Source organism: Mesoflavibacter zeaxanthinifaciens DSM 18436 (genome assembly GCF_000422365.1).
Lineage (GTDB): Bacteria > Bacteroidota > Bacteroidia > Flavobacteriales > Flavobacteriaceae > Mesoflavibacter > Mesoflavibacter zeaxanthinifaciens.
In genome coordinates this window covers 34,008-60,804 of record NZ_AULQ01000012.1, presented here as the reverse complement: position 1 = coordinate 60,804, position 26,797 = coordinate 34,008, and the positions used below count along the sequence as shown (strand labels likewise).

Here is a 26,797-nt window from a genome sequence, read left to right as displayed (position 1 = left end):
CGCAGTACACACTTTACATATAAACTATAAAAAAAAGCAACCTATTTTGGTTGCTTTTTTTTTATAGTTCCATTCTTCATGCTTCAAATTTCAAGCTTTTTAACTTTTCTCTAAAATCTCTTTAATGTTTGGCTTAAAATAGTTTGGTCCTTTTAAGACTTTCCCGTCTTCGCGGTAAATTGGTTCGCCATCTTCACCTAATTTAGACATATTACTACGTTGTATCTCTTCAAAAACTTCTTCTATTTTATGCTGTAAACCATGTTCTATAATAGTGCCACATAAAATGTAAAGCATATCGCCTAAAGCATCTGCAACTTCTACTAAATCATTATTGTTTGCTGCTTCAAGATATTCTTCATTCTCTTCACGCATTAGCTTATAACGCAACAGGTTTTTATCTGTTCCTAAGTCGGCTTTTGGTGTTTCTCTATGTCCTATTTTAAAAGCTGTATGAAAGGCTTTTACTGCATCTATTTTATCTTGCATAATACTTTGTATTCTTTTTGTTTGGAGATATTGGTTTTAGTAATTTTGCTTAAAAATAAATTATGTTTAGTAAAGGGCAAATCATTTTTGGAGTTTTATTCGCTATCGCTTTTATAATTGTGATGGTTTTTATGTATCGTAAAGATTTAAAACTTCATAAAATACATTATCGTGGTGTACTTTGGATTTTATTAGCTTTTATTGCTTTTATCGGACTTATTGCTTCAATCAAATTTATTTTTATGTAGACTTATTAATTAATACATATTCATAAAAAAAGACCTCACAAATTTTAGAAATCTGTGAGGTCTTTTTTTGTTGTAATTAAAACTTAATTACGTGCTGGTAAAAAATTGTAATTAGTACTGTAATCTAACATTTGAGCTTCAAAAGTATCTGGTTGTGTTACTTTTATTGCTGTAATTTCTCCTGCGTCATTAGTTTCTGGTACTAAAACAGGATTTACAAATCCGCTGTAAGGAGCAGATTTGAATTGTTTATTACGTTCTAAAACTTCGGCATGGATAGCTTGATCTACTTTTACACCGTAATCTTCAACTAAAGCTTCTACTGCTGCATAATCGCCTTCTGATTTTATACGTTGTGTCTCGCGTAATAACTGACCGAATAATTCATGTAGTTTTTCATAATCATTAATATTGAAATATGTTTTACCATCACGAGTTACTTTTTCTATCACGTTATCTGCTTTTCCTTTTTCGTAAGCCCAAGCACTTACCCATTGTCTGTTACGCATATGCGCTTCTTCTACATCATCGCCTAAATTTAAACGAATTAATTGCGTCATTAAACCATTACGTATGTAACCATCGTAAGCTGCTTTTCCTACAGATTTCCAATCGTCTACTAAGCCTAATTCTTGTAATTTTGGGTTGTATAAATAGTAAAGTCCTACTAAATCTGCACGACCTTCTTCTAAGGTAGATGCATAATTTTTAAGCGTCTCTTTAGTCTCACCAACTCCAGGATTTAATTGTCCTGATGCATGACCAATTACTTCGTGTAACGCTGTATGCAACTTATCTGCTAATTGCCCATATTTTTCTTCTAGTTGAAGCTCTTCTTCATCATGAACAAATTCTTTTAATCGTCCTGTGCTACCTGCATTATTGTAAGCTTCAATTATGTTGCCTAAAGATACAGACTTACTTCCTACTGCTGCTCTAATCCAGTTTGCATTTGGTAAGTTTACACCAATTGGTGTACTTGGTGAAGCATCACCAGCTTCTCCAGCAACATTAACTACTTTGTAAGTTACACCAACGACGTTTTTCTTTTTATGCTCGTCCATTAAAGGTGAATTATCTTCAAACCATTGTGCATTTTCTGATAAAACTGCCATTTTTTTAGACATATCAAAATCTTTGATTTGTACGATAGTTTCGTAACTTCCTCTATATCCTAATGGATCGTTATACACTTCAATAAAACTATTAATGTAGTCTATATCACCATCGGTAGCAGCAGTCCAAGCAACGTTGTAATCGTCCCAAGTTTGTAAATCTCCAGTTTTATAATAGTCGATTAACAATCCTAATGCGTTACCTTGAGCTTCATTTTCAGCAACACTTTTTGCTTTTTCTAACCATTTAATAATTTCGTCAATTGCGCTTCCGTATAATCCACCAGATTTATACACGCGTTCTTTTAATTGACCGTTTTCTTTTACTAATTGCGAGTTTAAACCAAAAGATAATGGCTTTTCTGGATTAGGAGATTTTTTTTGTTTGTAAAAAGAAATGACATCTTCATTAGTCACATTTGGACCATAAAAATTAACTGCAGAAAGCGCTACATTATCTACGCCTTTTGCTTGATTTACTTTTTTAAGGTCTTGATCATTAAAGATTACATCAAACGCTTCGCCTTCTAAAGTTGTTTCTGTATCAGCTAATAATTGCTTTAAATAATCAGAAGAAAACTCAGGCTTAAGTTTGTCATTAGAATAATGATGATGAATACCATTACTAAACCATACACGCTTTAAATATGTAGTAAATGCTTGCCAATCTGCTGAAGTTTTATCACCTTCATACGTTTTGTAAACATTTTCTAAAGCTGCTCTAATAGCTAAGTTATGTCTGTAGTTTTGATCCCACATTATATCACGACCAGCTAATCCAGCTTGTGTTAAATAATAAGCTAATTGTTGTTGTTTTAAGCTAAGATTATCCCAACTCGGGATTTTGTAACGTAAGATTTTTATATCAGCAAAAGTATCTACGTTATAATCAAAAGTAGATTCTTTTTTAACTGAAGTGTCTTCGGTTGTTTGTGCTTTTTTGTCTTCTCCACAAGAAAATAAAAGTGAAGTCATTAATGCAGCACTAAATATTGTTTTTAGTTTCATTGAATAAAATTTTTAAAAGTGCTTAAAGATATAAATATTTAACCTATTAAATTTGATTATATTTGAATTACTAACCACAATTTTTATAGATAATGAAATTCTTAAAATATATATTTTTCGTCTTACTAATTGCCATTATTGCAGTATCTATTTATGTAGCTGTTCAACCTAGTAATTTTGAAGTTTCAAGAACTAGAATAATCAATGCGCCTTCTGGAGTTGTGTATAATAATGTTGCCGATTTAAAGCTTTGGGAAAACTGGTCTCCTTGGAAAGAAAAAGATCCAACAATGAAGATTATGTATAACGATCAAACCAAAGGTGTTGGTGCAAGCTATAGCTGGACAGGAAAAGACGGAAATGGCAACATGAAAATTATTAATACAAATCCACCAAAATCTATAGAACACCAATTACAATTTGAAGATTATGATCCTTCTAAAATCCATTGGACTTTTACACCAACTAACGACGGAAAAACCGAAGTTAAATGGCAAATGAATAGCGAAAATATCCCTTTTATGTTTAAAGCATTTGGTTTAATGTCTGGCGGATTTGATAAAATGATTGGTCCTGATTTTGAGCGCGGATTAGAAAAATTAGATAGCGTTACAACAACTCAAATTAGACAATATAATATTGAAGTTAATGGTGTTACAGAACATAGTGGCGGTTATTACTTATACAACACAACATCTTGTAAGATTAGTGATTTTCAAAAAAAAATGGCAGAAATGCTACCTAAAGTTGGACAGTTTGTCGCAGAAAATAACATTACAGTTTCTGGATCTGCATTTGTAATTTATCACAAATGGGATGAAGAAAATAATACTGTTATGTTCTCTTGTGCTATGCCAACGCCAAATAAAGTAGTCACAACAACAAGCGACATTTTAACTGGTCAATTAGAACCTTTTAAAGCTGTAAAAACGACTCTAAAAGGCGATTACAGTAACCTAAAAGAAGCTTGGGATAAAGGCATGAAGTATATAGAACAGTACAATCTTGTTTTTGATGAAAATGGTGTTGCTATTGAAAGCTACGTTACCGATCCATCAAATGAGCCTAATCCTGCAAAATGGATTACAGAAATCTATATGCCTGTAGAATAACATGAAGCAACTAGTATTAGTTTTTATTGGTGGTGGCTTTGGTAGCGTATTACGTTTTATTATTGGTAAATGTCTAAACAGCAATCAATCAGGAATACCTTATGGTACATTTTTAGCTAATATTTTAGGTTCGCTTTTAATTGGATTTATTTTAGGATATGCCTTAAAAAATAATAGCTTAAACCAGAACCAAACCTTATTATTAGCAACTGGTTTTTGTGGCGGTTTCACTACCTTTTCTACCTTTGCTTATGAAAATCATTTATTTTTAAAAAGTGGCGACTTTACTAGCTTTGCTATCTATACAATTGCTAGTTTTATTTTAGGATTTTTAGCGGTGTTTTTAGGTATTTGGCTAGCTAAATAAATTATTTTTTAAACTCTTTAACACCAGCTTTTACAGCAATATCAATGTAATTTTCTCTTGGAACAATTGGGCAAGAAAATTTTTCGTTATAAGCGCAATATGGGTTGTATGCTTTATTAAAATCTATTTCTATAGTATTACCTTCTGGTATTCTTAAATCTATATAACGTCCGCCGCCATATGTAGTATCTCCGTTAGTATCATCTAAAAAAGGTAAGAATAAATAGTCCTCAAAGCCTTTTTTTGTCATTAACTCTTTACCTTGATAAACATTAAGTGTATATGCTTTTCCTTTTAATTTAAAGTTTAAAACACCATAAACACGCTCGTCTGTAGTTTCATTTAAGGTCCTTTTCATTTTAAACCATTTAGAGTTTGGTGTGCGTTTTAAAATTGCTTTAACCACAAAAGTACTATCAAATTCAAAAAAATCTAAACCATTAAAGTCTTGTCTATCTCTATCTTTTAAAGGCGATTTAGAAGCATCTTTAAACATGGCGTTTTGCTCTTTTTGCCAATTAGTTGCTCCTAAAATTGGTTGTTTACCTTCTTTACAGCTAAAAATTATTAGTACAACACAGAAAATAGAAAAGAAATTTTTCATTTTTAAAAATAAATTATTTAGTTTCAAAAATACGACTTATTAAAAATTTTACTTAGCTTTGATTCAAACTTTTAAGAAAAGAATGAAAAGAGTCAACACATATTGTAAGCAACAAACCACTTCTATCAAGGATTGCAATAGAAGAAGGACGCTTTATATGTTTTGACAATTTAGATATCAATTTTAAGAATATAAAAAGTCCAGCTTCATTGTTGGACTTTTCTATTTTTAAGCAGCAATGAAGTCAATCTTTTTTAAAACCAACCAAAAAAAATGAAAAGATTACTTAAACTTTATTTAAACACCTTTGATGGGCTATCAAGAGAAGTTTGGTGGCTAGCATTAATTACATTAATCAATCGTGCTGGTACGATGGTTATCCCGTTTTTATCATTATATCTTACTGAAGATTTAGAGTTCTCTCCGTCTACAGTTGGATCGATTATGGCTGCTTTTGGATTAGGATCTGTTGTAGGATCTTGGCTAGGCGGAAAATTAACCGATAAGATTGGCTACTATAAAATTATGGTATTTAGCCTTTTTGTTTCTGGGTTATTATTCATCTTACTTCAATATTTAAAAACCGTACTAAGTTTATCCATTGGTATTTTTGTATTAATGTTAGTTGCAGATATGTTTAGACCAGCAATGTTTGTGGCATTAAGCGCATACAGTAAACCTGAAAATAAAACAAGAAGCGTTACTTTAATTAGATTAGCTATTAATTTAGGTTTTTCGGCTGGTCCTGCTGTTGGTGGTTTAATAATTGCTGGATTGGGTTACAACGGTTTATTTTGGGTAGATGGTATAACTTGTATTTTGGCTACCTTACTTTTAATTCAATTATTAAATCCGAAAAAATCTAAGGTTTTAGACGAAGTTAAAGTTGAAGAGCCTTACTCGGCATACAAAGACAAAGCTTTTATTATCTTCCTCTTTGCTTTATTTTTATTCGGAGTTATGTTCTTGCAATATTTCTCTACCATGCCAATATATTACAGAGACAGTCACTTTTTAACAGAACCTGAAATTGGTTTGCTTTTAGGTGCTAATGGTTTTTTTATCTTTTTATTGGAAATGCCTCTTATAAAATGGTTAGAAAACACAAGATTTAACAAAGTAACACTTATATGGTTTGGTGCATTATTAACAAGTTTAAGCCTTTTAATTTTAAACTTTACAACGTGGTCTGGCATACTAATTATCGGTATGTTTTTAATGACGGTTGGAGAGATGATTGCTTTTCCGTTTGCTAATGCTTTTGCCTTACAACAAGCTAAAAAAGGAAATCAAGGAGAATATATGGCATTATACTCTATTGCGTTTTCTTTTGCTCATATTTTTGGTCATAAAGCAGGCTTAGAAAGTGTTAGCATGTACGGTTTTGATAACACTTGGTACATTTTTACAGCAGTTGGTGTGTTGTGCATGTTTTTACTTTTAATCTTAAAACAATTTTTAAAAGCTAAAGAACATAGTAAGTTAAGCATTTAAAACTTTGTTAATGTATGTCCTCTAATCTAAGTTTTTTTTTCTAATACATTAACTTTGTATTGCTTATGAAAACGACAAATTTAGACATCATCATCATTGGCGCAGGTCCAATTGGTATTGCCTGCGCTTTAGAATGCAAAAAACGTAACTGGAATTATTTAGTAATAGAAAAAGGTGCGTTAACCAATTCATTATTTAATTACCCTTTAAACATGACGTTCTTTTCTACTTCAGAAAAGTTAGAAATAGATAACATTCCGTTTATTAGCAATAACCCAAAACCTACACGTAATGAGGCTTTAGAATATTACCGAAGAGTAGTGACATCTAATCAATTAAATATTAAGTTATACGAAGAGGTATCTACTATTAAAAAAGTGAATGATGACTTTAACATTGAGACAAGAAAAAACCAATACAAAGCAAAAAAGGTGATTATAGCTACTGGTTTTTACGATATTCCTAATTTGTTGAATGTACCTGGTGAAGATTTACCTAAAGTATTTCATTATTACAAAGAAGCACATCCGTTTACCTTACAAAATATAGCAGTTGTTGGCGCAAGTAACTCGTCTGTAGATGCTGCTTTAGAAATTTACCGTAAAGGCGGAAACGTAACTATGATTGTTAGAGGCGAATCTATTGGCGAACGCGTTAAATATTGGGTAAGACCAGATATTTTAAACCGAATTGAAGAAGGTAGCATTAAAGCTTATTTTAACTCTGAAATCACGACTATTGGCATAGATTTTATTGAAATTAAAACATTAGAAGGCAACAAAAAACTACCAAACGATTATGTTATTGCTTTAACTGGTTACCAACCTAACTTTAAGTTTTTAGATCAAGCTGGAATTAAATTTTCTGAAGACAAAAAACACATTCCAAATTACAATCCAGATACTATGGAATCTAACGTTGAAGGACTATATCTTGCTGGTGTTATTTGTGGCGGTATGGAAACACATAAATGGTTTATAGAGAATTCTCGCATTCATGCAAAACTAATTGCAGAAGATATTGCCTCTAAAAGCTAAAGCTTTTTTATTGCATTGTTTTTTACCACATGAGATAAGATAATTTGCGTTTTACATTCGCCATAAACAATTAATTGATCAATAAAACTCTCTAAGTGCTTTTGGTTTTTTAAGATTACTTCCATAACGATGTTTTCGTTACCGGTAATTCGATAGCAATTAACAACTTCATCAAACGTTTTCACTTTTTCTAAAAACGGTTTTAGTTTTCCCATAAAAGCTTGTAATGTAATTAAGGCTTTTAACTGATAACCAACTTCAAAAGGCGATATTAATGTAATATGATTTTGAATAATCCCTAAATCTTCCATCTTCTTTATACGTTCAGAAACTGCAGGAGAAGTTATACCAACCTGCCTTCCTATTTCTGCATTAGATTGCCTAGCATTTTGCTGCAAACACCTCAAAATCTTCCAGTTAAGATTATCTATATTCATTTTTAAAGAATTTTTAAAAAATAATTTAATTATTAAAGCAAATATATATTTTTACTTTAACATCTAAAGACGAAAACGTTATCATGTTAGTAATTTTGGTAAAAAGAAAAATTAAAATGTCGGCTCAAGTCCCTTCACACCTATCAGATTTACCCGTTTACAAACAGGCTATACAAATTTTTACACTGTCTAGAAGTATTTCGTCTTATTTAAATCAAGATTTAGCCTATTTATATGAAGATGGAAAAGAGGATAACAACATCTATTTTTCTGGAGATATTGTGCAACAATCTGAATCTCTAGCTCCAGAAATTATTAATGCCGAATTGCAACGCCATTCTGATAAAAAACTTAAACATGCAGCATCTGTTAGACGATTAACTAATAGACTTTACAGAAACTGTAAACGACTAGAAAGATGTAATAGTAATGGTAAAGACTTTCTTCCGTTGTTAAAAAAAGAACTTAGAGTATTTAGAAAGTTACAACGTAATTGGATGATGACGCTTTAATTACAAATCTTACAATCGTCCTTGTCCTTTAACTCGCCAACTAAGTAACCATCATTGTTCATTTCGTAACCACAACAATCCATAAAGCCTTGTGCTATTTGTTTTCTGCCTCGTTGTATTTGAGATTTTACGGTAGACAAGGAAAGGTTTAAACGCTTAGCGACTTCTTTTTGTTTTAAACCCATAATGTCTGACAAAAAAATAGGTTCTCTGTATTTTTTAGGTAGATTGACTAAAATACCTCTTAAGCAATCTTTTTCTGTATGCTCATGGTTTTCTAAGGTGTCTGTTACTTCAAAATCATTTAGCTCTACTTTATTTTTTTTAGTTTTAAAGTAGTCCATAAGCGTATAGCGCGCCACAGAAAATAACCATGGTTTTAGTTTATCATCATTCTTTAGGGTTTGTAATTTGGTATGTACTTTTATAAAGGTCTCTTGCAAAATATCATCTGCAATACTTTCATCTTTAGTTTTACTTAAGATAAAGCGTTTTATATCATGCGCATAGGTATCCCAAACGTGCTTTGTAGTCATACTTTAATATAAAAAAATCAGCTTAAATTTTCAAAAAAAACTTAAGCCGATTTTAGGTTTAACAATTACAATTTGTACATGTACAATTTTGACAAGTACAGTCTGCACATCTTCCGTTATTACATGGTTCGCAATTGCAATTACAAGATTTATCTGTCTTCATAAGTGAATAAATTTTTAGGGTTCACTTAATAGACGATAAAACTTTAAAAAAGATGCATAATTCTTACGTTATTTTGGTAATTCGACTTTATTTATAGTAAATTTTAAGTCACTTATATCGCCTGAAGCCTCGTTAATTCTAGAATTGGTGTAGTATAAATACCCATTGTAAATACTAAAAGTATCTGCCCATTTTACCTTATCGCCTTCAATTAATGTTTTAATAGTGCCGTTTGGTGTGATATAATCAATTTTATTGTGTTCTAAATCGGCATAATACAGATTACCTTTTTGGTCAAAAATCATTCCGTCTGGTGCTGCAGTTTTAACTTCTAATGTTACAGAAGCTTCAATTTTGGCTTTATCTTTTAAATTGAAACTACTTACTGGAATAGAATATAAACTGTAACCTGTTAGCGCGTGGTAAAATAAGCGTTGCTTTTTTGGGTCAAACGCTATTCCGTCAGAATGTACTGTATTTTTCCAAACGGTGTTATCAAAAGTAAGCTCAGAGACTTCCGCTGTTGTACTTTTGTGGTTATCTAAAATTCGGGTACTTTTTCCTGTGTTTAAATCTAAAGCGACTAATCCTGCGTGACCAGAATCTGTAAAATATAGTTTATTATTTACCTTATCTACACGCAAATCGTTAATGTAAGAATCGCTATGATAACTATCTTTATCTAACTTGTAAGTTTGCTCTAAAGTATTAGTCTTTAAGTTGAATACAAACACTCTTGGCGCATCTACAACACCAGAAAATTTAGGATTTCTCGTATCTAAGACATATAATTTATCCTCAAAAGCAACTACAGATTGTACACCTAAAAATTGATCCTCTTTTGGCTGATCGTCTAGTTGCCATAAATTCCAAATATCACTTGGGTAAGCCTTAAAAGAACCATCTTCAAACACCTCGACTACAGAATATTTAACCGTATCGCGCCATCTAGGAAAGTTAGCAAACAAACGACCGTTTTCTGTAACTGTTACTCCTGTAACTTGCTGACCTTTAAAACTAGCTACTTCGATAATCTCTTGCTTATTTTCAGAAATTGATTCTGTAGTTTCAATAGTTTCTGTCTCTTTTTGTTTATCATTTTTACAAGCAAAAAACGAGATAAAAAATAGAGATAATATCAATAATCTTTTCATTTTAACTCTTTTATTTGTCTTCATTTGCATAAGCACCAGACGAATAGGTTAACTCATAACTGTGCGTATAAATCTCAAAAACAATCCCAAAAGGATCTTCTACATAACACATTTTATAAGGCTTATCGTTTGGATAATATTCTCTAATTGGCATACGTTGTTTTCCGCCAGCAGCAACAATTTTTTCAATTAAACCTTCAATATCTGGGTCTTGCACACAAAAATGAAACAAACCTGTATTAAATGGATTAAATTCTGGTGCTTCTTTTTTACCGTGAGGAAAACTAAATAGCTCTACACCTATACCGTCTGACGTTGCTAAATGTGCGATTTCAAAAGTTTCCCAATCGTCGCCAAAAACATCTATACACATTTGTCCTATAGCGGTATCTGTTTCTTTTTTTACTAAAGATGGCGGCATAATGGTGTACCAACCCATCACTTCTGAGTAAAATTTTGCAGCTTTATTAATATCTGGTACTGTAATACCAATGTGCGAAAATCGTTTTGGATATGTTGTCATAACTTTGTTTTATAATTATTATAACTAGCAAAGTTATTGGGTAATTAAAAGAAAGTATGTTATAGGTATTATAAAATTTAAGATTTCACCTTCACCATTCTAGCATTAAACATAAAGCTATCTTGATACGCTGCTATTTTAGAATTGAAATTTTCAGAGAAAATTACAAACTGTGCTTTTGGTGTACTTTCGGTTAATCTTAAAATGTAATTATGATTGTTGTCTCTATTTATAAAATCTGCATCATGTACCACAAACAGTTTTAATTCGCCCGTATGCACACTATTTAAGTGATATAATTTGCTTAATTGTTTTGGTGTTGCTATCAAAATATCTACACCATAATAAATATCTTCGCGTTGCGTTTCTAAGTTTTTAGCGGCATATGCACAATACAATCGTAAATCTGTATTTGCTGTAAAGGCTTCAAATTTTTCTTTTAATTGTAAGGCTTCTTGTTTGTCCTTTACCAAAATTAATGCTCTTGGCGAGTCTTCAAAAGCTTCAGCTTTTAATTTTTGAATAACAGAAATAATTAAAGCGGTCGTTTTACCACATCCTTTTGGTCCAATGCCATACACACTTGCGCCACTTTTTATAATGGGTAATATTTTTTTCTGAAAAGCATTAGGCTGTTCAATACCTAATGTTTCCAAAGATTCTTTTAATAAAGGATGGTATTTTTTGAAGGACATAATTATTATTTGCTACGAAAATAGGGATTAAATAACGTATAAAGAAAAACACCATAATTAAAAATGTAATTATGGTGTTTAGTTTTATTTTATTGTGTATCTAAAATTCTATCTACTTACATGTTTCTCCTGTATTGTCCACCAACTTCAAACAACGCCGAAGTAATTTGTCCTAAACTACAGACTTTACAAACATCCATTAAAGCTTCAAAAATATTTTCGTTGTTAATGGCTTTTTGCTGAAGATCTTTTAACAAGCTTTCAGTATCATTTCCTTTGTGTAGATTTTCTAAAGTTTTAATCTGATTTTGCTTCTCTTCTTCTGTTGCTCTAATCACTTCTGCAGGAATTACCGTTGGCGATCCTTTACTACTTAAGAAGGTATTTACACCAATTATTGGGAAATCTCCGTTATGCTTCAACGTTTCATAATACAGACTTTCTTCCTGTATTTTACTACGTTGGTACATGGTTTCCATAGCGCCTAAAACGCCACCACGTTCTGTAATACGATCAAATTCTGCTAAAACTGCTTCTTCAACTAAATCGGTTAATTCTTCGATAATGAAAGAGCCTTGTAACGGATTTTCATTCTTCGCTAATCCTAATTCTTTGTTGATAATTAACTGAATTGCCATAGCACGACGTACAGATTCTTCTGTTGGCGTTGTAATCGCTTCATCATATGCATTAGTATGCAACGAGTTACAGTTATCGTAAATCGCGTAAAGTGCTTGCAACGTTGTACGAATATCATTAAAATCAATCTCTTGCGCGTGTAAACTACGACCAGATGTTTGGATGTGATATTTTAACATTTGCGCTCTAGCATTAGCGCCGTATTTGTTTTTTAAAGCTTTTGCCCAAATACGTCTTGCTACACGACCAATTACAGCGTATTCTGGATCGATTCCGTTTGAGAAAAAGAAGGATAAGTTTGGTCCAAACTTATTGATGTCCATACCGCGACTTAAATAATATTCCACATAAGTGAATCCATTAGATAATGTCAACGCTAACTGTGTAATTGGGTTGGCTCCTGCTTCTGCAATATGGTAACCAGAAATAGATACCGAATAGAAGTTACGCACATTATTATCTATAAAATACTCTTGCACATCACCCATTAAACGTAATGCAAACTCAGTTGAGAATATACACGTATTTTGAGCTTGATCTTCTTTTAAAATATCGGCTTGTACGGTTCCTCTTACTTGAGCGATGGTTTTGATTTTAATATCGTTATAAACCGCTTCTGGTAATACTTGATCACCAGTAACACCTAATAACATTAACCCTAAACCGTCGTTACCTTCCGGTAAATCTCCGTGATATTGTGGTCGTTCTACACCTTTATCTTTGTAAATCTTAGCTATTTTAGTTTCAACGTCTTTTTCAAGACCATTTTCTTTAATGTAAATCTCACATTGTTGGTCTATTGCAGCATTCATAAAAAAGCCTAACAACATTGGTGCAGGACCATTAATAGTCATACTTACCGATGTTTTTACATCTGCTAAATTAAATCCTGAATACAGTTTTTTAGCATCGTCTAAACAGCAAATGCTTACACCTGCATTACCAATTTTACCATAAATATCTGGACGTAAATCTGGATCGTTACCATAAAGGGTTACACTATCAAAAGCTGTAGATAAACGCTTTGCTGGCATACCTTGACTTACATAATGAAAACGCTTATTGGTACGTTCTGGTCCACCTTCGCCAGCAAACATACGTGCTGGATCTTCGCCTTTACGTTTAAACGGATATAATCCAGATGTATATGGGAATTCTCCTGGTACATTTTCTTGTAACGTCCATTTTAAAATATCGCCCCAAGCTTGATACTTAGGCAACGCTACTTTTGGAATTTGTAAATGCGAAAGCGACTCGGTATGCGTTTCAATCTTTATTTCTTTATCACGAACTTTAAAGCTATAAATTGGTGCTTTGTATTTGTTTACTTTGTCTTCCCAACCTGTGATGACTTCCCAATTGTATGGATCTAAGTTTAGTTTGACACGGTCAAATTCTGCGATAAGCATTTTAATGAAGTCCTTATTTTCTGAAGAATCTATAGATATTGATTCTGAAGAAATTCCAGATTTATCCAATTCTGGTGTTTTATCTAAAACAGACTCTAAAGTCTTATAAATTCCATATAATTTTTGAGCGACTTCAACTTGAACTTCTGCAGTATTATCATAAGCACGATTACTTTCTGCTATTTCTGATAAATAACGCGTACGGTTTGGTGGAATAACAAAAACCTTCTCACTCATTTGATCTGTAATTTCAAATGTCGAATTTAAATCGGCTTTAGTGTTTTCAACTAACTTATCCATTACCGTTTTGTACAACGTATTCATTCCTGGATCATTAAACTGCGATGCGATAGTCCCGAAAACAGGCAATTTATCTTGTGGAATGTCCCAAAGGTTATTGTTACGCATGTATTGTTTACGCACATCTCTTAAAGCATCTAACGCGCCTCTTTTATCAAACTTATTGATAGCTACTAAGTCTGCAAAGTCAAGCATATCAATCTTTTCTAGCTGTGTTGCAGCACCAAATTCTGGCGTCATCACGTAAAGAGAAACATTAGAATGTTCTATAATTTCGGTATCAGATTGACCAATACCAGACGTTTCTAAAATAATTAAATCGTATTCGGCAGCTTTTAAAACCTCAACCGCTTCATTAACATATTTTGATAAAGCTAAGTTAGATTGACGCGTTGCCAAACTACGCATATACACACGTGGTGAATTAATAGCATTCATACGAATACGATCACCTAACAATGCGCCACCTGTTTTACGTTTTGATGGATCTACTGAAATTAAACCAATAGTTTTTTCAGGAAAATCGATTAAAAAACGTCTAACAAGCTCGTCTACCAAACTAGATTTTCCTGCGCCACCAGTACCGGTAATTCCTAAAACTGGTGTTTTTGATGTTTTATTTTTATTATGTATTTGATCTAAAGTATTTTTAGCTACTTCTGGGAAATTCTCGGCAGAAGAAATTACTCGCGCTAAATCTTTTGGGTTTTTCTTTGCTAAATCTTCAACTTTTACATCCAGCTTATCTCCTATTGCAAAGTCCGATTGCTTCACAAGATCATTAATCATACCTTGTAATCCTAGCTCACGACCATCGTCTGGCGAGTAGATACGTGTAATACCGTAATCCATTAATTCTTTAATTTCTGAAGGAAGAATTACTCCGCCTCCACCACCAAATATTTTGATGTGTCCAGCGTCTTTTTCATTTAAAAGGTCGTACATGTATTTAAAATACTCGTTATGACCACCTTGATAAGATGTTAAGGCAATAGCATTTACATCTTCTTGAATAGCAGTGTTTACAACTTCTTCTACACTACGGTCATGACCTAAGTGAATAACTTCTACGCCGGTAGATTGTATAATACGGCGCATGATATTTATAGATGCATCGTGTCCATCAAAAAGTGATGCTGCGGTTACGATACGTACTTTATGTTTTGGTTTGTATGGTGCGATTTGTTCCATTCGTAAAAATCTATCTTTTTATGAGCTGCAATTTACGGATAATTCAAAAAAATTGCGATTAAAATTAAAATATTCTAAAAGAATAAATAAAGATTTTTTTTAGCCTCATTTATAGTAATTTAGTTAACCAACTATACGAGTTATCAATGACTAAAATAACGCTTTTAATTAATTGCAATGACCAATCTGGTATTATTGCAGCTGTCACCAATTTTATAGCTAACAATAACGGAAACATTGTTTACATTGACCAACACGTAGACCGAGAGCAAGATATATTTTTTATGCGTCTAGAAAGTGAGTTTGAACAATTTAACATGATGGCATTTAAAGCTGATTTTAAATCTATTTTAGCCGATAAATTTAAAATGAAATGGCGCATTTACGATACCGAAGACTTGCCTAATATGGCCATTTTTGTTTCTAAATATGATCATTGCTTATACGATATTTTAGGTCGCTATAATAGTGGTGAGTTACATGTAAATATCCCGTTTATAATTAGCAATCATAACACATTAAAACCAATTGCAGACAGCTTTAATATACCGTTTTATCATATTCCGGTAGCTAAAGACACCAAAGAAGAAGCTGAAACAAAGCAATTAGAATTGTTAAAAAAACACAACGTAAACTTTATTGTTTTAGCGCGTTATATGCAAATTGTTTCTAATAGATTAATTGATGTGTATCCTAATAAAATTATAAATATACATCACTCTTTTTTACCTGCTTTTGTCGGCGCAAAACCTTATCATAGTGCTTATAAACGTGGTGTTAAAATTATTGGTGCAACAAGCCATTATGTGACTGAAGATTTAGATGCTGGTCCAATTATTGAACAAGATGTAGAACGAGTGTCTCATACACATTCTATTGAAGATTTAATTGCCAAAGGAAGAGATCTTGAAAAAATAGTTTTAGCTAACGCTATAAAACTACATTTAAAAAGAAAAGTTATGGTGTTTAACAATAAGACTGTTATTTTTTCTTAATCCTTAGCCTAGCAAAAACGATTGAGGCTTTGTTGAAGCTCTTTTTGTGTTGTTGCACCTATGCAACACAAAAAAGCGACTGCCGAAAGCGTGGTATTTTGTTGAATTTACGTTGCAGACAACGTAAGTTTAACAAAATATTTGCCCTAATAATTAGTACCTTTACCGACTAAACATTTTACTATGAAACGAATTTTTGCTCTACTATTATTAATTTCTATTACCTCTTGTGCAGAACTACAACAAGTTGTTAACCAATTACCACAAGGAGGAACGGTATCTGAATTAGATATTGCTAATGGTTTACGCCAAGCTTTAGATTTAGGGATAGACAAACAAGTCTCTAAACTAACTCAAAAAGATGGGTTTTATAAAAACGAATTGGTAAAAATTTTACTACCTGAAGAGTTACAGAAAGTAGACAAGGCTTTAAGAGACATTGGTTTAGACAACCTTGCAGACGAAGGTATTAAAGCACTTAACAGAGCTGCTGAAGATGCTGTTAGCGAAGCTACACCTATCTTTGTTAATGCTGTTAAAGGGATTACTTTTAATGATGCTAAAAACATTTTGTTAGGTAATGACACCGCTGCAACAGATTACTTAGAAAGCAGAACTAAAACTGAGCTTTACAACAAATTTAATCCGGTGATTAAAAATAGTTTTGATAAGGTTGGCGCTGATCAAATTTGGGCTAATTTAATTACAAAATATAATGCTATACCTTTTACTAACAATGTAAATCCAGACTTAACAGATTATGTTACTAACGAAGCATTGAAAGGTGTTTACACTATGATTGCTGTTGAAGAAGGAGAAATAAGAAACAAGGTTAGCTCTAGAGGTACAGAATTATTAAAAAAGGTTTTTGCTCTACAAGACTAACTTTATATAATAATTGCATAATGTTAAGGTAACATTTAAACTAGCAATTTATCACATCTTTGCACTGCAAAAGTGAAGGAGTTATCTCATTTTCTTTTACTTGAGTTAGTTTAGTTAGTTATTAAAAGAGTCTGTTTTGAAGAAAAAGCGAATGGACTCTTTTTTTTATCAAAAAATTAGAGATTTATTTTTTTTCTTCAAATAAATAAACTAATTTAAATAACTGAAAATCAACCTCTAAAAGTTATGAGTCGTAGAGATAAATTAAAACAACAGCAGTTAAAACTTAACAAACGTTACAAACAACTTGTTGAAGAAGCTTATAATTTGCGTCAAACTAACCATGAAGAAAGCGACTTATCTGAATATAGGGCTTTAAAGCTTTTAGATAAGCTTAATAAACTTAAGTTTTTAGTTAGAGATAGTCCTCAATCGCTTTCTTAACTCTATAAAATAATCAAACGCTTTTATAAGTCTAGAGCCATACCACGAAAAATATTCTCCGTCTACAAAAACGGTTTTTGCGTGGTGTGTTTTACGTCCAATTTCAAAAGCATGTTCATCTTTAAATGGGTAAGGTTCGCTAGACAAAAAGACAATTTCTGGATCGCCTTGTAATCTTATTTTTTTTAGTTCTATTTCTGGATAACGCTCTAAATTTGCGTAAATATTTTGATATTTATTTAGCTCTAATAAATGATTAATAAACGTATTGTTTGCTGCTACCATCCATGGTTCTCTCCAAATAAAATAGGCTACTTTTAAAACTTTTTCGGCTTTAATAAATGTTTTAAAATTGTTTAAATGAAATTGAATTTTATCTGAAATACGTTGCGCGTTAGTGCGTTTTTTAAAAATTACACCATAATCGTTTATCAAATCCAAACAGTCTTGTATAGTTACAATATCTGACACATGAACTTGACAAATCTCTTGACAAGCTTCTACAATTTCTGGCGTATTTTCTTCTTTATTACATAGAATAATATCAGGATTAAGCTGCTTTATCTTTTCTATTTTAATGTTTTTTGTACCACCTACAACTTGTTTTGTACTTTTAAAATGAAGTGGATGCACACAAAATTTTGTAATACCTACAATGCTTTCTTCTAAACCTAAATCATAAAGTAGTTCGGTTTGAGAAGGTACTAAACTAACAATACGTTTTGGCGTAACACTTATATCAATATGATTACCTAAATGGTCTGTCATTATGATTCTAAAATGGCTTGCATTTGCTTTTGTAACTCTTCAGCTTTTTGTGCTGCTGCTTGTGCAAAGTCTTCTTGGTTTGAAGCATAGATAATACCTCTTGACGAGTTAATTAACAAACCTACATCTTTGGTCATACCATATTTACATACGTCTTGAAGGTTACCGCCTTGCGCACCGACACCAGGAACTAATAAGAAACTATTTGGTATTATTTGTCTAATTTCAGATAAATACTCTGCTTTTGTAGCACCAACTACGTACATTAAGTTTTCTGAATTAGCGTACGTTTTAGAGGTCTCTAACACTTGCTTGTAAAGTTCTTTACCATCAACAAGTTTAGTTTGAAAATCAAAAGCACCTTGATTAGATGTTAACGCTAAAAGTATGGTGTGTTTGTCTTTAAATGCTAAAAAAGGCTCGACTGAATCTTTACCCATATATGGAGCTATAGTCACACTATCAAACGCTAAATCTTCAAAAAAGGCTTTAGCATACATAGTGCTAGTATTACCAATATCACCACGTTTTGCGTCTGCTATTGTAAAAATTTCTGGATGTTTTTCGTTTAAATAATTGATTGTTTTTTCTAAAGCTTGCCAACCTTTTAAACCATACGCTTCAAAAAATGCAATATTTGGCTTGTATGCCACACAAAGATGATGTGTTGCATCTATTATAGCTTTATTAAACTCGAAAATAGGATCTTCGGTTTGTAAAAGATGCTGTGGTATTTTATTTAAATCTACATCTAATCCCACACAAAGGAAGGATTTCTTTTTTTTGATTTGGTCTATTAGTTGTTGTGTTGTCATGTTTAGTACATTAAATAAAAATAATCAATAGATAGTATATGAAACAATAAAATTTGTTGTTGTATCGCTTTTATAAGACATAAAGTAGCTTTCATAAATTCTTTCATCTAGAAAATTGATAAATAAATCATTTTCATTTTCTTCTGTTATAGAGTATTTTTCTTTCTCCAGACATTCTTTAATAATATCTCCATCAAACTCATTAAGTAAATTTGTAATCCAAATTATATTATCAAATACTAATTTCTTGTTCGTTTTAAAATCTAACGGTCTCTCATAAAAAAACTCAGCAGAAAGCTCAAAATGATCACATCCTCCTCTTTTTATTGTCAATGCCCAATGGTCATTTAGAATAATTTCAGCTTTCTTTTCATCATCAAACCATACGTAATCTTTTAATTCTTCAATATTTTTTAAAAACTCGTCAGTTTGAGTTGTTTGGTCAAATATACAATCCTGATTACTACTCAAGAATTTTTGACTGGTAATCATATTATTAGAAGTAATTATAATAAAAAGTATGAATAATAAGTGTTTCAAATTTTATGTAGACAATGTATTAGTTTTATAAAAAAAGCCTCAAAAAGAGGCTTATATTTTTAATTATTACTTGCTTTAGAATATGATTTACCTTTTTTATAGATTGGTATTTTTAAACCAGCGTATATATTTGCTGCTTGACTTGAATCTGATAACAGATTAGTCAAAATTGTTTGAGATCCAATAAATAATGGTCCTGCTCTAAAACCAAAACCTGCTTGAAAACCACTGTATTCTGATACTCCTAAAGGTAAATAAACACTTACCCATTTACGCTCAAATCTTGGCGTAAGTGTAAATGTATTGTCTATAGAGTTTGTGTTAACTTCTCCTTTTTTTCTTAATGATAAATCACTTCTAAAGTTTAAGAAGAATTGAGAGTCTAAATTATAATCTGCTGTTATATGCAATGCTGTTGGAAGCAATACTTTTGTTGCATCTCTTTCTTCTACTAAGGTATAGAATGCATCTAATTTATCTTCAAAATCTTCTTCAGAATTAAACTGCGCTTCATTAATAGAGTTAGTAACATCATAAACTTTTACATCTGCATCTTTGTAATTAATGCTTCCTATATCTGTTATGCTTATTCCTAATTTAAGTTTGTATGCAGCGTTAGACATATTATCTATATCTAAAGGATCTTTTCGCCACTCGTAAATAAAACCTAAATCTGCACCTAAACCTTGTGCGTTATCTTCTAGTTTAAAATCGCCATCTCCATCTGCACTAAATGCATTAGAGCTTCCGTATTGAATGGTTCCTGTTGATGTTATTTGTCCATCTCCATTTATAAAAGTATTAGCATCATAATCTACAAGTAAATTTGATCCTATGGTGTAAGCGTTACCAAAACCTCTTAAATACTTTATTGTTGCGCCTCCTTTTAAATAGTGCTGATTGTTATCTAATAATACATGTCCGTAAGCAACACCAAATTCTGCCCAACCGTGTGTAGTTATTGTAAAATTATCTTCTTCTATTGTGAAGTCTGAGTTATCATCAAAGTTGTCTTCTATATTTTCAAATAAAACACCACTTAGCTCATTAACGTTAGAAAAAACTCTACCTTTTGTAATGATACCAATACTTGATTTAGGCGAAAGATTAAGCATAAAAGACGGTCCCATTACATCTGCACTTATAGTGAAGTTGTTATTGTCTTTAGGTTCTGTTCTTGAATCGTCAAAGTCTTCACCTGAAAACAACTCGTTAAAATCTGCTACAAAATAATCATTATTAAATGTTGAAGATGCAGAAGCTAGGTTAATTTCTGTCCTAAATTTTGAGTTTACAATATTTGCTGGATTTAATGCAACACCATGTAAACCAGAATAGTTATCTGAAGTATAACCTATAAATGACTGTGCATTGGCTATATTACAAACCAATAGTATAATAGCGATTTTTAAGAGTTTCATTTTAATTGGTTTAGTTAAGGTTAAATAGTCTCGTCACTAGCTTTTAACTTTTCAGTGTTTTCTGCTAATTGTAACTCGTCTATAATTTTTTGGATATCTCCATTAACGATGTTTGATAAATCGTATAAAGTTAAGCCAATACGATGGTCTGTAACACGTCCTTGAGGATAGTTGTATGTTCTAATTTTTGCACTTCTGTCTCCACTTGTTACCATTGTTCCTCTTAAAGCAGCTTCTTCTTCCATCTTTTTTGCTAATTCTAAATCGTATAATCTAGAACGTAATACTTTAAAAGCTTTTTCTTTATTTTTATGTTGCGACTTTTGGTCTTGACATTGCGCTACTAAGCCTGTTGGTGTATGTGTTAAACGTACTGCAGAATAAGTTGTGTTTACAGATTGTCCTCCTGGTCCTGAAGAACAGAAGTAGTCTATACGTACATCTTTAGGATCTATTTCTACATCAAACTCTTCTGCTTCTGGAAACACCATACAAGTTGCTGCACTGGTATGCACACGTCCTTGAGTTTCAGTTTGTGGGACACGTTGTACACGATGAACACCTGCTTCAAATTTTAATGTGCCGTAAACGTCTTCTCCAGATACTTCAAATTGAATTTCTTTAAAACCACCATTTGTACCTTCGCTATAATCTACAACGTCTACTTTCCAACCTTTACCTTCGCAATACTTAGTGTACATTCTAAATAAGTCACCAGCAAAGATACTAGCTTCGTCTCCACCAGTTCCTGCACGTAATTCGACTACCGCATTTTTAGAATCTTGTGGATCTTTTGGTATTAGAAGCATACGTATTTCTTCTTCTAATTTAGGGATACCTGTTTTAGCATCGTCGTATTGCATTTTAGCCATTTCGACCATTTCGGCATCGCTTCCGTCAGAAATAATTTCTTCTGCTTCTTTTAAGTTATTGGTAAGTTCTATATACTCTTCGCGCTTATCCATTAATACACGAAGGTCTTTATATTCTTTATTTAACTCTACATAACGCTTTTGATCTGATATAATATCTGGTTGGATTATTAAATCGCTAACCTCATCAAAACGTTGTTTTACAATTTGTAACTTCTCTAACATCTATCTTTTTTGTTGAAAAACAAAAATACGATAATTTATGAATTTGCAATATTTAATTATCCTGATCAAACACTAAATAATTAATACATATATTTATTACAAACAAAAACTATTTTTATAGCACACATGACCAAACAATTAAAAAGTATTTTCTATTTGTATAAATCATTTTTTATCTGGTCGTGACTTATAAATTTACTTTTTGTTTTGCTAAACAAAAATCACATCAATAATTATTCGAAAAGTTTATTTTCTTGATCGTCTAGCTCATTAGTATAAATGAGGTAAAATGCCATATAAAAAAATCCTAAAAAGTAGTAAAACCTCTCTAAATAATTAAAGAAATAAATATCAAAGTAATTAGCGACATAGCCTGAAACATCTGCAAACATGATTAAGTAAACAAAAGTAGTAAAATAGAATGCTCTTTTGGAAACGTACCTGAAGTAATAATTAGCTACAAAAGTACCTACTAATACCAAAACAAATCCATATATAAAAAGTAAGGTCAACTCTAAATTAGATGCTGTTTTTAGAGAAACTTGATATAACGACCTAATACCTATAAGTATATTTAGTATTGCTATTGCTGAAACTATTAATACATCTCTTATTTTTACGTTTAAAAAATTAGTCTTTTTTAAAACTCTTTGCAATAAAAGCAGGTAGGCAGATATTTTTACAACAAAATAGTATTCTGGGATAAGCGGACTATCAAAGTAAAGATCTAAAATATCTGCAGATAAAAGCAGACACACAAAAGAAAGTATTAGATAGTCTTTAATAGTGAAAAGTAAAAAATATATTAGAATAAATAATACAGATATAGCTCTAACAGTTCTAAAAGTTAGCACATCAAAAAAATATACTGATAAATAAGTTGACTATTAAGAGTAATGCGATAACAACTTTTATGGCTTGTTTAGAATTCATTAAAAACCCTACTTAATTGGAAAAGGTGTTTTGTAAACTGACACATCTTTTTAATAGACCGCAGCAGATTTTAACAAAAACCTATTAAAAGAAGCAACCATTAAATATACTAAAAATCTACAACAACTCCTATACCTAAAAGTTGTTTCCATTGTATAGATGCACCGCGTTCTATAGCATCTGCTTCTTCGGTCTCGGCTTCTTCTATAATTTTAATATCATTATCATATTTTATATGAGATCCTAACGTAGCTTTTACAAAATTGTTTACTTTAAAGTCAAATACTACTTCCCAATCTACATCAATATTACCAAAACTGTTTAAATAATCTGTATACAAGCTTAACTGGTTACGTAGGTAAATATTCTCCATAACTTGAGCTTCGTAGGCATTGGTTATTAAAATTCCCATTTCGGTCCGCATCATTTCTCCATCTTGTATTTTATTTCCGTCTATATCATAAACTGCTGGTGCTACACCAAATGCACCATTGTCTGCTAATTTTTGGTCTAATACAAATGTCCCTTTAAAGGTTAAAGGCGATAAATAAAATGAAAGCTTTTCTATATTTTTTCCATACTCTGCTCCACCACCTACAAACACGTATCCTGGTGCCATAAAACGAGAAATAGGATTATCTCTGTTAGGATAATTATACCCATTAGAGTATTGTGTTTTAAAGTTAAATCTACCTGAAAAATACCAATTAGATATCGTGTCTTTTCTGTAACCAATTGTAGAGATTAACTCAAGTTCGTCTTCAGTTTTTCTTAGTAATTGATCTTCTTGCTTATTGATACCATAACGTGTTCTTATAGCATTAAACCATATTAAATTATTCTTCTTGTAACGTAAGCTAGAATTTAAAGCTAAAAGTGCCGAAATTGAATTAGCACCACCAGCACTCCAGTTTACAAACGTAACCTCGTTTATATCTAAACCAACACGATTAACTTGTTTCCAAGTTAAAGTATCTAAGGTTTTTACAATCGAATCTGTTTCTTGCGCTTGTGTTATTTGGGATACACAAACAGCTAAGATTAAAAGAAAAAATCTCATAATTATAGTTTATTGTTAGTAGGTAAACGTTCCGTATTCGCTTTCTATTGTAAGTTTTTTTGTTGAAGATGCTTCTACACGTCCAACAATTTGAGCATCAACATTAAATGATTTTGAAATTTTTATAATCTCTTCTGCTACTTCTGGATTAACATACAATTCCATTCTATGCCCACAATTAAATACTTGATACATTTCTTTCCAGTCTGTTTTTGACTGCTCTTGTATTAGTTTAAATAATGGTGGAATTGAAAACATGTTATCCTTTACAACATGTAAATTATCTATGAAGTGAAGAATTTTTGTTTGCGCTCCGCCACTACAATGAATCATCCCATGGATGTCTTCACTTGTATATTTTGAAAGAATTTGCTTGATAATTGGTGCATAGGTACGCGTTGGAGACAACACTAATTTACCAGCATCTATTGGCGAATTTTCTACCTTATCTGTTAATTTAATTTGACCAGAATATACCAAATCTTCTGGTACTGAAGCATCAAAACTTTCTGGATATTTCTTAGCTAAATATTTATTAAAAACATCGTGTCTTGCAGAAGTCAAACCGTTACTTCCCATTCCGCCATTATACTCTTTTTCATAAGTAGCTTGGCCAAAACTTTCTAATCCAACAATAACATCTCCTGCTTTGATATTAGCATTATCAATAACATCTGCTCTATTCATTCTTGCTGTTACCGTAGAATCTACAATGATTGTTCTTACCAAATCACCAACATCTGCTGTTTCACCACCAGTTGAATGTATCGTTACCCCAAAGTTTTTAAGCTCTTCAATTAACTCTTCTGTACCATTAATTATTGCCGAAATAACTTCACCTGGAATTAAATTTTTATTTCTTCCTATGGTTGAAGACAACATAATATTATCTGTTGCTCCTACACAAAGTAGATCGTCAATATTCATTATTAAAGCATCTTGCGCTATACCTTTCCAAACTGATAAATCTCCAGTTTCTTTCCAGTACATGTATGCTAAAGACGACTTTGTTCCTGCACCATCTGCATGCATTATTAAACAATAGTCAGAATCGTTTGTTAGGTAATCTGGCACAATTTTACAAAAGGCTTTTGGGAATAATCCTTTATCTATGTTTTTTATGGCGTTGTGCACATCTTCTTTTGAAGCAGAAACACCTCTTTGACTGTAGCGTTTAGAAATTTCGGAACTCATTGTGTTGTGTTAAGCTACAAAGATATTTATAAAAAAAAAGCACACAAATATTTATGTGTGCTTTTAAGGGTTATTTTGATGTGGTTGGTAAACTTTTTTATTTCCAATCAGGCATTTTTGCATCTTCCTCAATCAACTCTCTTCCGTTAACCTGACCTAATGTTAGTTTATAAATATTACTTTGCGACAATCCATCATTTGGTGTGTTTTCTATTATAATTTCTGCTTCTGTTGGAGAAAATTTAGCATCTAAATCATTAGTCCCTGGTGGTTTTTCAAAAGACACAGTACTATTTGTTGTCATCGTTGTTAAATCATAAATAAATACTTGAGAGTTTAATTGTCTATACTCTTGATTTTCGTTACCGGTAACGTCTCTTGTATATAATAGTTTTGTACCGTCAAAGGATAAATCAATTCCTCCTGCAGCTCCTGTTATACCTTGTAAAATTATATCCTGAACTACTCCAGATGTATTTATTGTAAAAATCTCTACCTCATAACCATTACTATTGTTTGTCTTTAAGGCTATTGTGGATGTGTTTTGATTCCAATCTACTTCGGTTATAAAATTACCATTAGATGTTTGATATATTTGATTTAATCCAGATCCGTCTGAATCTATTACATACAATTTATCAAAACTTGGATATAAAATTTGAGAATCATTATTTGTCCATTCAAAGTCTATTTCTTCAAAATTAAATCCATTTACTGGTACAGCAGATGTTATTTGCTGAACATCTGAACCATCTAAATTCATAGTAAAAACATGTGTTTGTCCTCCATTACTTCTTAAAAATGCAATTTTATTTAAAGATTGTGCTTTACGAGGTCTCCATGAATTGTTATTTTGAGAGGTTAACTGTATCTCATTCCCGTCATCATCTGTAGAAAAGATAACATTATTTCCGTTTATTTTTCGAGTGAAGAAAATTCTATTTTCTGGAAACTCAATAGTTCTAAAGTTGAAAACATTGCTAGATACAGAATTATTAATACCATCATTAGCGGTTACTTGCCAAAAATATTTTGTGTTATACATTAAACCAGAAACTGTTAATGTAGTATCTGTAATTTCTGTAAAACTTATTACATCTGCATTTTGATCATTTAAAATTTCTACAGAGTAAGTTAACTCATCCTCTTCTGGATCTGATCCGGACCAAACTAAATCTACGCTTAGTCCAACTTCCACACTATCATTTAAAGGCTCTAGCAATATAGGTGCGTTTGGTGCATCATTATTTGCTGTTTCAATTTCAAGTTCAAAAATAACATTAGCAGAAACGGACTCTTGAATTGTTGCACCTTCAAACTTTACAATATACCCTTCTTTTTCTGCTTTGACTGAATAATCTCCTACGTCTATATTAGAAATTTGAAAATTCCCTTCCGAATCAGAAAAAATTGTACTAGTATTTGGATTAGTAGAGATTTTTACATTTTCTAATGGTATGTTAGTACTTTTTTCTACTACTTTACCTGTTAAAGTACCTTGTCCTGTTATTGTGATAGTTTCTTCACTACAAGCACAAAAAAGAACTAAAGCGCTTATTGTAAAAAATATTTTGAGTATGTGATTTTTCATGGTTTATTTAATTAATAGCTA

General features: G+C 31.7%; 27 protein-coding genes. 9 read left to right on the top strand and 18 right to left on the bottom strand.

Annotation, left to right across the window (positions count from 1 at the left end; genetic code table 11):
- Nucleotides 1-99: 99 nt before the first annotated feature.
- Nucleotides 100-489: a pyrophosphohydrolase domain-containing protein gene (locus tag H574_RS0111685; RefSeq protein ID WP_027880758.1), complete on the bottom strand. Its 390-nt coding sequence runs from the start codon at nucleotides 487-489 to the stop codon at nucleotides 100-102.
- Between the two features lie 62 nt (nucleotides 490-551).
- Here H574_RS0111685 and H574_RS0111680 point away from each other — a divergent pair, with 62 nt between their 5' ends.
- Nucleotides 552-737 carry a hypothetical protein gene (locus H574_RS0111680; RefSeq protein WP_027880757.1) on the top strand — a complete coding sequence of 62 codons (186 nt, stop codon included), beginning with the start codon at nucleotides 552-554 and terminating at the stop codon, nucleotides 735-737.
- Nucleotides 738-820: 83 nt separating this feature from the next.
- Here H574_RS0111680 and H574_RS0111675 read toward each other — a convergent pair whose 3' ends face one another.
- Nucleotides 821-2,860 carry a dipeptidyl-peptidase 3 family protein gene (locus H574_RS0111675; RefSeq protein WP_027880756.1) on the bottom strand — a complete coding sequence of 680 codons (2,040 nt, stop codon included), beginning with the start codon at nucleotides 2,858-2,860 and terminating at the stop codon, nucleotides 821-823.
- Between the two features lie 92 nt (nucleotides 2,861-2,952).
- Between H574_RS0111675 and H574_RS0111670 the strand changes: the two genes are divergently transcribed.
- Both H574_RS0111670 and crcB read left to right on the top strand, forming a co-directional pair.
- Nucleotides 2,953-3,972, top strand: a complete 1,020-nt coding sequence (locus H574_RS0111670) for an SRPBCC family protein (RefSeq protein ID WP_027880755.1) — start codon at nucleotides 2,953-2,955, stop codon at nucleotides 3,970-3,972.
- Nucleotide 3,973: 1 nt separating this feature from the next.
- Nucleotides 3,974-4,339 (top strand): fluoride efflux transporter CrcB, encoded by a 366-nt coding sequence (gene crcB / locus H574_RS0111665; RefSeq protein ID WP_027880754.1) that lies wholly within the window; start codon nucleotides 3,974-3,976, stop codon nucleotides 4,337-4,339.
- 1 nt (nucleotide 4,340) lies between these two features.
- On the opposite strand, the gene H574_RS0111660 is transcribed toward crcB, so the two are convergent.
- Nucleotides 4,341-4,943 (bottom strand): DUF1684 domain-containing protein, encoded by a 603-nt coding sequence (locus tag H574_RS0111660; protein WP_027880753.1) that lies wholly within the window; start codon nucleotides 4,941-4,943, stop codon nucleotides 4,341-4,343.
- A 273-nt stretch (nucleotides 4,944-5,216) separates the two neighbouring features.
- Between H574_RS0111660 and H574_RS0111655 the strand changes: the two genes are divergently transcribed.
- Nucleotides 5,217-6,437, top strand: coding sequence for an MDR family MFS transporter (locus H574_RS0111655; RefSeq protein ID WP_027880752.1), 1,221 nt, complete (start codon nucleotides 5,217-5,219; stop codon nucleotides 6,435-6,437).
- Between the two features lie 65 nt (nucleotides 6,438-6,502).
- Nucleotides 6,503-7,474 carry a YpdA family putative bacillithiol disulfide reductase gene (locus tag H574_RS0111650; RefSeq protein WP_027880751.1) on the top strand — a complete coding sequence of 324 codons (972 nt, stop codon included), beginning with the start codon at nucleotides 6,503-6,505 and terminating at the stop codon, nucleotides 7,472-7,474.
- On the opposite strand, the gene H574_RS0111645 is transcribed toward H574_RS0111650, so the two are convergent.
- On the bottom strand, nucleotides 7,471-7,911 hold the full coding sequence (locus H574_RS0111645) for an Lrp/AsnC family transcriptional regulator (RefSeq protein ID WP_027880750.1): 441 nt from the start codon (nucleotides 7,909-7,911) through the stop codon (nucleotides 7,471-7,473). The two genes, H574_RS0111650 and H574_RS0111645, sit on opposite strands and share 4 nt — an antisense overlap.
- Nucleotides 7,912-8,027: 116 nt before the next feature.
- Between H574_RS0111645 and H574_RS0111640 the strand changes: the two genes are divergently transcribed.
- Entirely contained in the window at nucleotides 8,028-8,423 is a 396-nt protein-coding gene (locus H574_RS0111640) for a hypothetical protein (protein WP_027880749.1), read from the top strand.
- Here the strand turns inward: H574_RS0111640 and H574_RS0111635 are convergent.
- The 5 genes from H574_RS0111635 to H574_RS0111615 form a co-directional block, all read right to left on the bottom strand.
- Complete coding sequence (locus H574_RS0111635) at nucleotides 8,420-8,959, bottom strand: sigma-70 family RNA polymerase sigma factor (protein WP_027880748.1); 540 nt, start codon at nucleotides 8,957-8,959, stop codon at nucleotides 8,420-8,422. The genes H574_RS0111640 and H574_RS0111635 overlap by 4 nt on opposite strands.
- A 231-nt stretch (nucleotides 8,960-9,190) precedes the next feature.
- Nucleotides 9,191-10,276: an SMP-30/gluconolactonase/LRE family protein gene (locus tag H574_RS0111630; RefSeq protein WP_027880747.1), complete on the bottom strand. Its 1,086-nt coding sequence runs from the start codon at nucleotides 10,274-10,276 to the stop codon at nucleotides 9,191-9,193.
- Nucleotides 10,277-10,286: 10 nt separating this feature from the next.
- Nucleotides 10,287-10,799 (bottom strand): lactoylglutathione lyase family protein, encoded by a 513-nt coding sequence (locus tag H574_RS0111625; RefSeq protein ID WP_027880746.1) that lies wholly within the window; start codon nucleotides 10,797-10,799, stop codon nucleotides 10,287-10,289.
- Nucleotides 10,800-10,876: 77 nt separating this feature from the next.
- Nucleotides 10,877-11,494, bottom strand: a complete 618-nt coding sequence (locus tag H574_RS0111620) for a DEAD/DEAH box helicase (RefSeq protein ID WP_027880745.1) — start codon at nucleotides 11,492-11,494, stop codon at nucleotides 10,877-10,879.
- Between the two features lie 116 nt (nucleotides 11,495-11,610).
- Complete coding sequence (locus H574_RS0111615) at nucleotides 11,611-15,033, bottom strand: methylmalonyl-CoA mutase family protein (protein ID WP_027880744.1); 3,423 nt, start codon at nucleotides 15,031-15,033, stop codon at nucleotides 11,611-11,613.
- 146 nt (nucleotides 15,034-15,179) lie between these two features.
- On the opposite strand from H574_RS0111615, the gene purU reads away from it, so the two are divergent.
- From purU to H574_RS0111600, 3 genes are all read left to right on the top strand, one after another.
- Entirely contained in the window at nucleotides 15,180-16,028 is an 849-nt protein-coding gene (gene purU / locus H574_RS0111610) for a formyltetrahydrofolate deformylase (RefSeq protein ID WP_027880743.1), read from the top strand.
- A 183-nt stretch (nucleotides 16,029-16,211) separates the two neighbouring features.
- Nucleotides 16,212-16,913, top strand: a complete 702-nt coding sequence (locus tag H574_RS0111605; protein ID WP_027880742.1) for a DUF4197 domain-containing protein — start codon at nucleotides 16,212-16,214, stop codon at nucleotides 16,911-16,913.
- Nucleotides 16,914-17,159: 246 nt separating this feature from the next.
- Nucleotides 17,160-17,357, top strand: coding sequence for a Lacal_2735 family protein (locus H574_RS0111600; protein WP_027880741.1), 198 nt, complete (start codon nucleotides 17,160-17,162; stop codon nucleotides 17,355-17,357).
- On the opposite strand, the gene H574_RS0111595 is transcribed toward H574_RS0111600, so the two are convergent.
- The 9 genes from H574_RS0111595 to H574_RS0111555 form a co-directional block, all read right to left on the bottom strand.
- A complete protein-coding gene (locus tag H574_RS0111595; RefSeq protein ID WP_051169885.1) occupies nucleotides 17,325-18,125 on the bottom strand; it encodes an ABC transporter substrate-binding protein in 801 nt (266 codons plus the stop codon). The two genes, H574_RS0111600 and H574_RS0111595, sit on opposite strands and share 33 nt — an antisense overlap.
- Nucleotides 18,125-18,940 carry an orotidine-5'-phosphate decarboxylase gene (gene pyrF, locus H574_RS0111590; RefSeq protein ID WP_027880739.1) on the bottom strand — a complete coding sequence of 272 codons (816 nt, stop codon included), beginning with the start codon at nucleotides 18,938-18,940 and terminating at the stop codon, nucleotides 18,125-18,127. Before pyrF ends, H574_RS0111595 begins: the two co-directional genes overlap by 1 nt.
- A 24-nt stretch (nucleotides 18,941-18,964) precedes the next feature.
- Entirely contained in the window at nucleotides 18,965-19,411 is a 447-nt protein-coding gene (locus H574_RS0111585; protein WP_155912654.1) for a hypothetical protein, read from the bottom strand.
- A 128-nt stretch (nucleotides 19,412-19,539) separates the two neighbouring features.
- On the bottom strand, nucleotides 19,540-20,901 hold the full coding sequence (locus H574_RS14200) for a DUF5723 family protein (protein ID WP_051169884.1): 1,362 nt from the start codon (nucleotides 20,899-20,901) through the stop codon (nucleotides 19,540-19,542).
- Between the two features lie 20 nt (nucleotides 20,902-20,921).
- Nucleotides 20,922-21,998 carry a peptide chain release factor 1 gene (gene prfA / locus H574_RS0111575; RefSeq protein WP_027880737.1) on the bottom strand — a complete coding sequence of 359 codons (1,077 nt, stop codon included), beginning with the start codon at nucleotides 21,996-21,998 and terminating at the stop codon, nucleotides 20,922-20,924.
- Nucleotides 21,999-22,231: 233 nt separating this feature from the next.
- Nucleotides 22,232-22,756, bottom strand: coding sequence for a hypothetical protein (locus H574_RS0111570; protein WP_027880736.1), 525 nt, complete (start codon nucleotides 22,754-22,756; stop codon nucleotides 22,232-22,234).
- 284 nt (nucleotides 22,757-23,040) lie between these two features.
- The gene (locus tag H574_RS0111565; protein WP_027880735.1) at nucleotides 23,041-23,991 is read right to left on the bottom strand and encodes a DUF3078 domain-containing protein; all 951 of its coding nucleotides are present in this window, start codon (nucleotides 23,989-23,991) and stop codon (nucleotides 23,041-23,043) included.
- 15 nt (nucleotides 23,992-24,006) lie between these two features.
- Nucleotides 24,007-25,185, bottom strand: coding sequence for an AIR synthase related protein (locus H574_RS0111560; RefSeq protein WP_027880734.1), 1,179 nt, complete (start codon nucleotides 25,183-25,185; stop codon nucleotides 24,007-24,009).
- Nucleotides 25,186-25,282: 97 nt separating this feature from the next.
- The gene (locus tag H574_RS0111555) at nucleotides 25,283-26,776 is read right to left on the bottom strand and encodes a carboxypeptidase regulatory-like domain-containing protein (protein ID WP_027880733.1); all 1,494 of its coding nucleotides are present in this window, start codon (nucleotides 26,774-26,776) and stop codon (nucleotides 25,283-25,285) included.
- Between the last annotated feature and the right edge of the window lie 21 nt (nucleotides 26,777-26,797).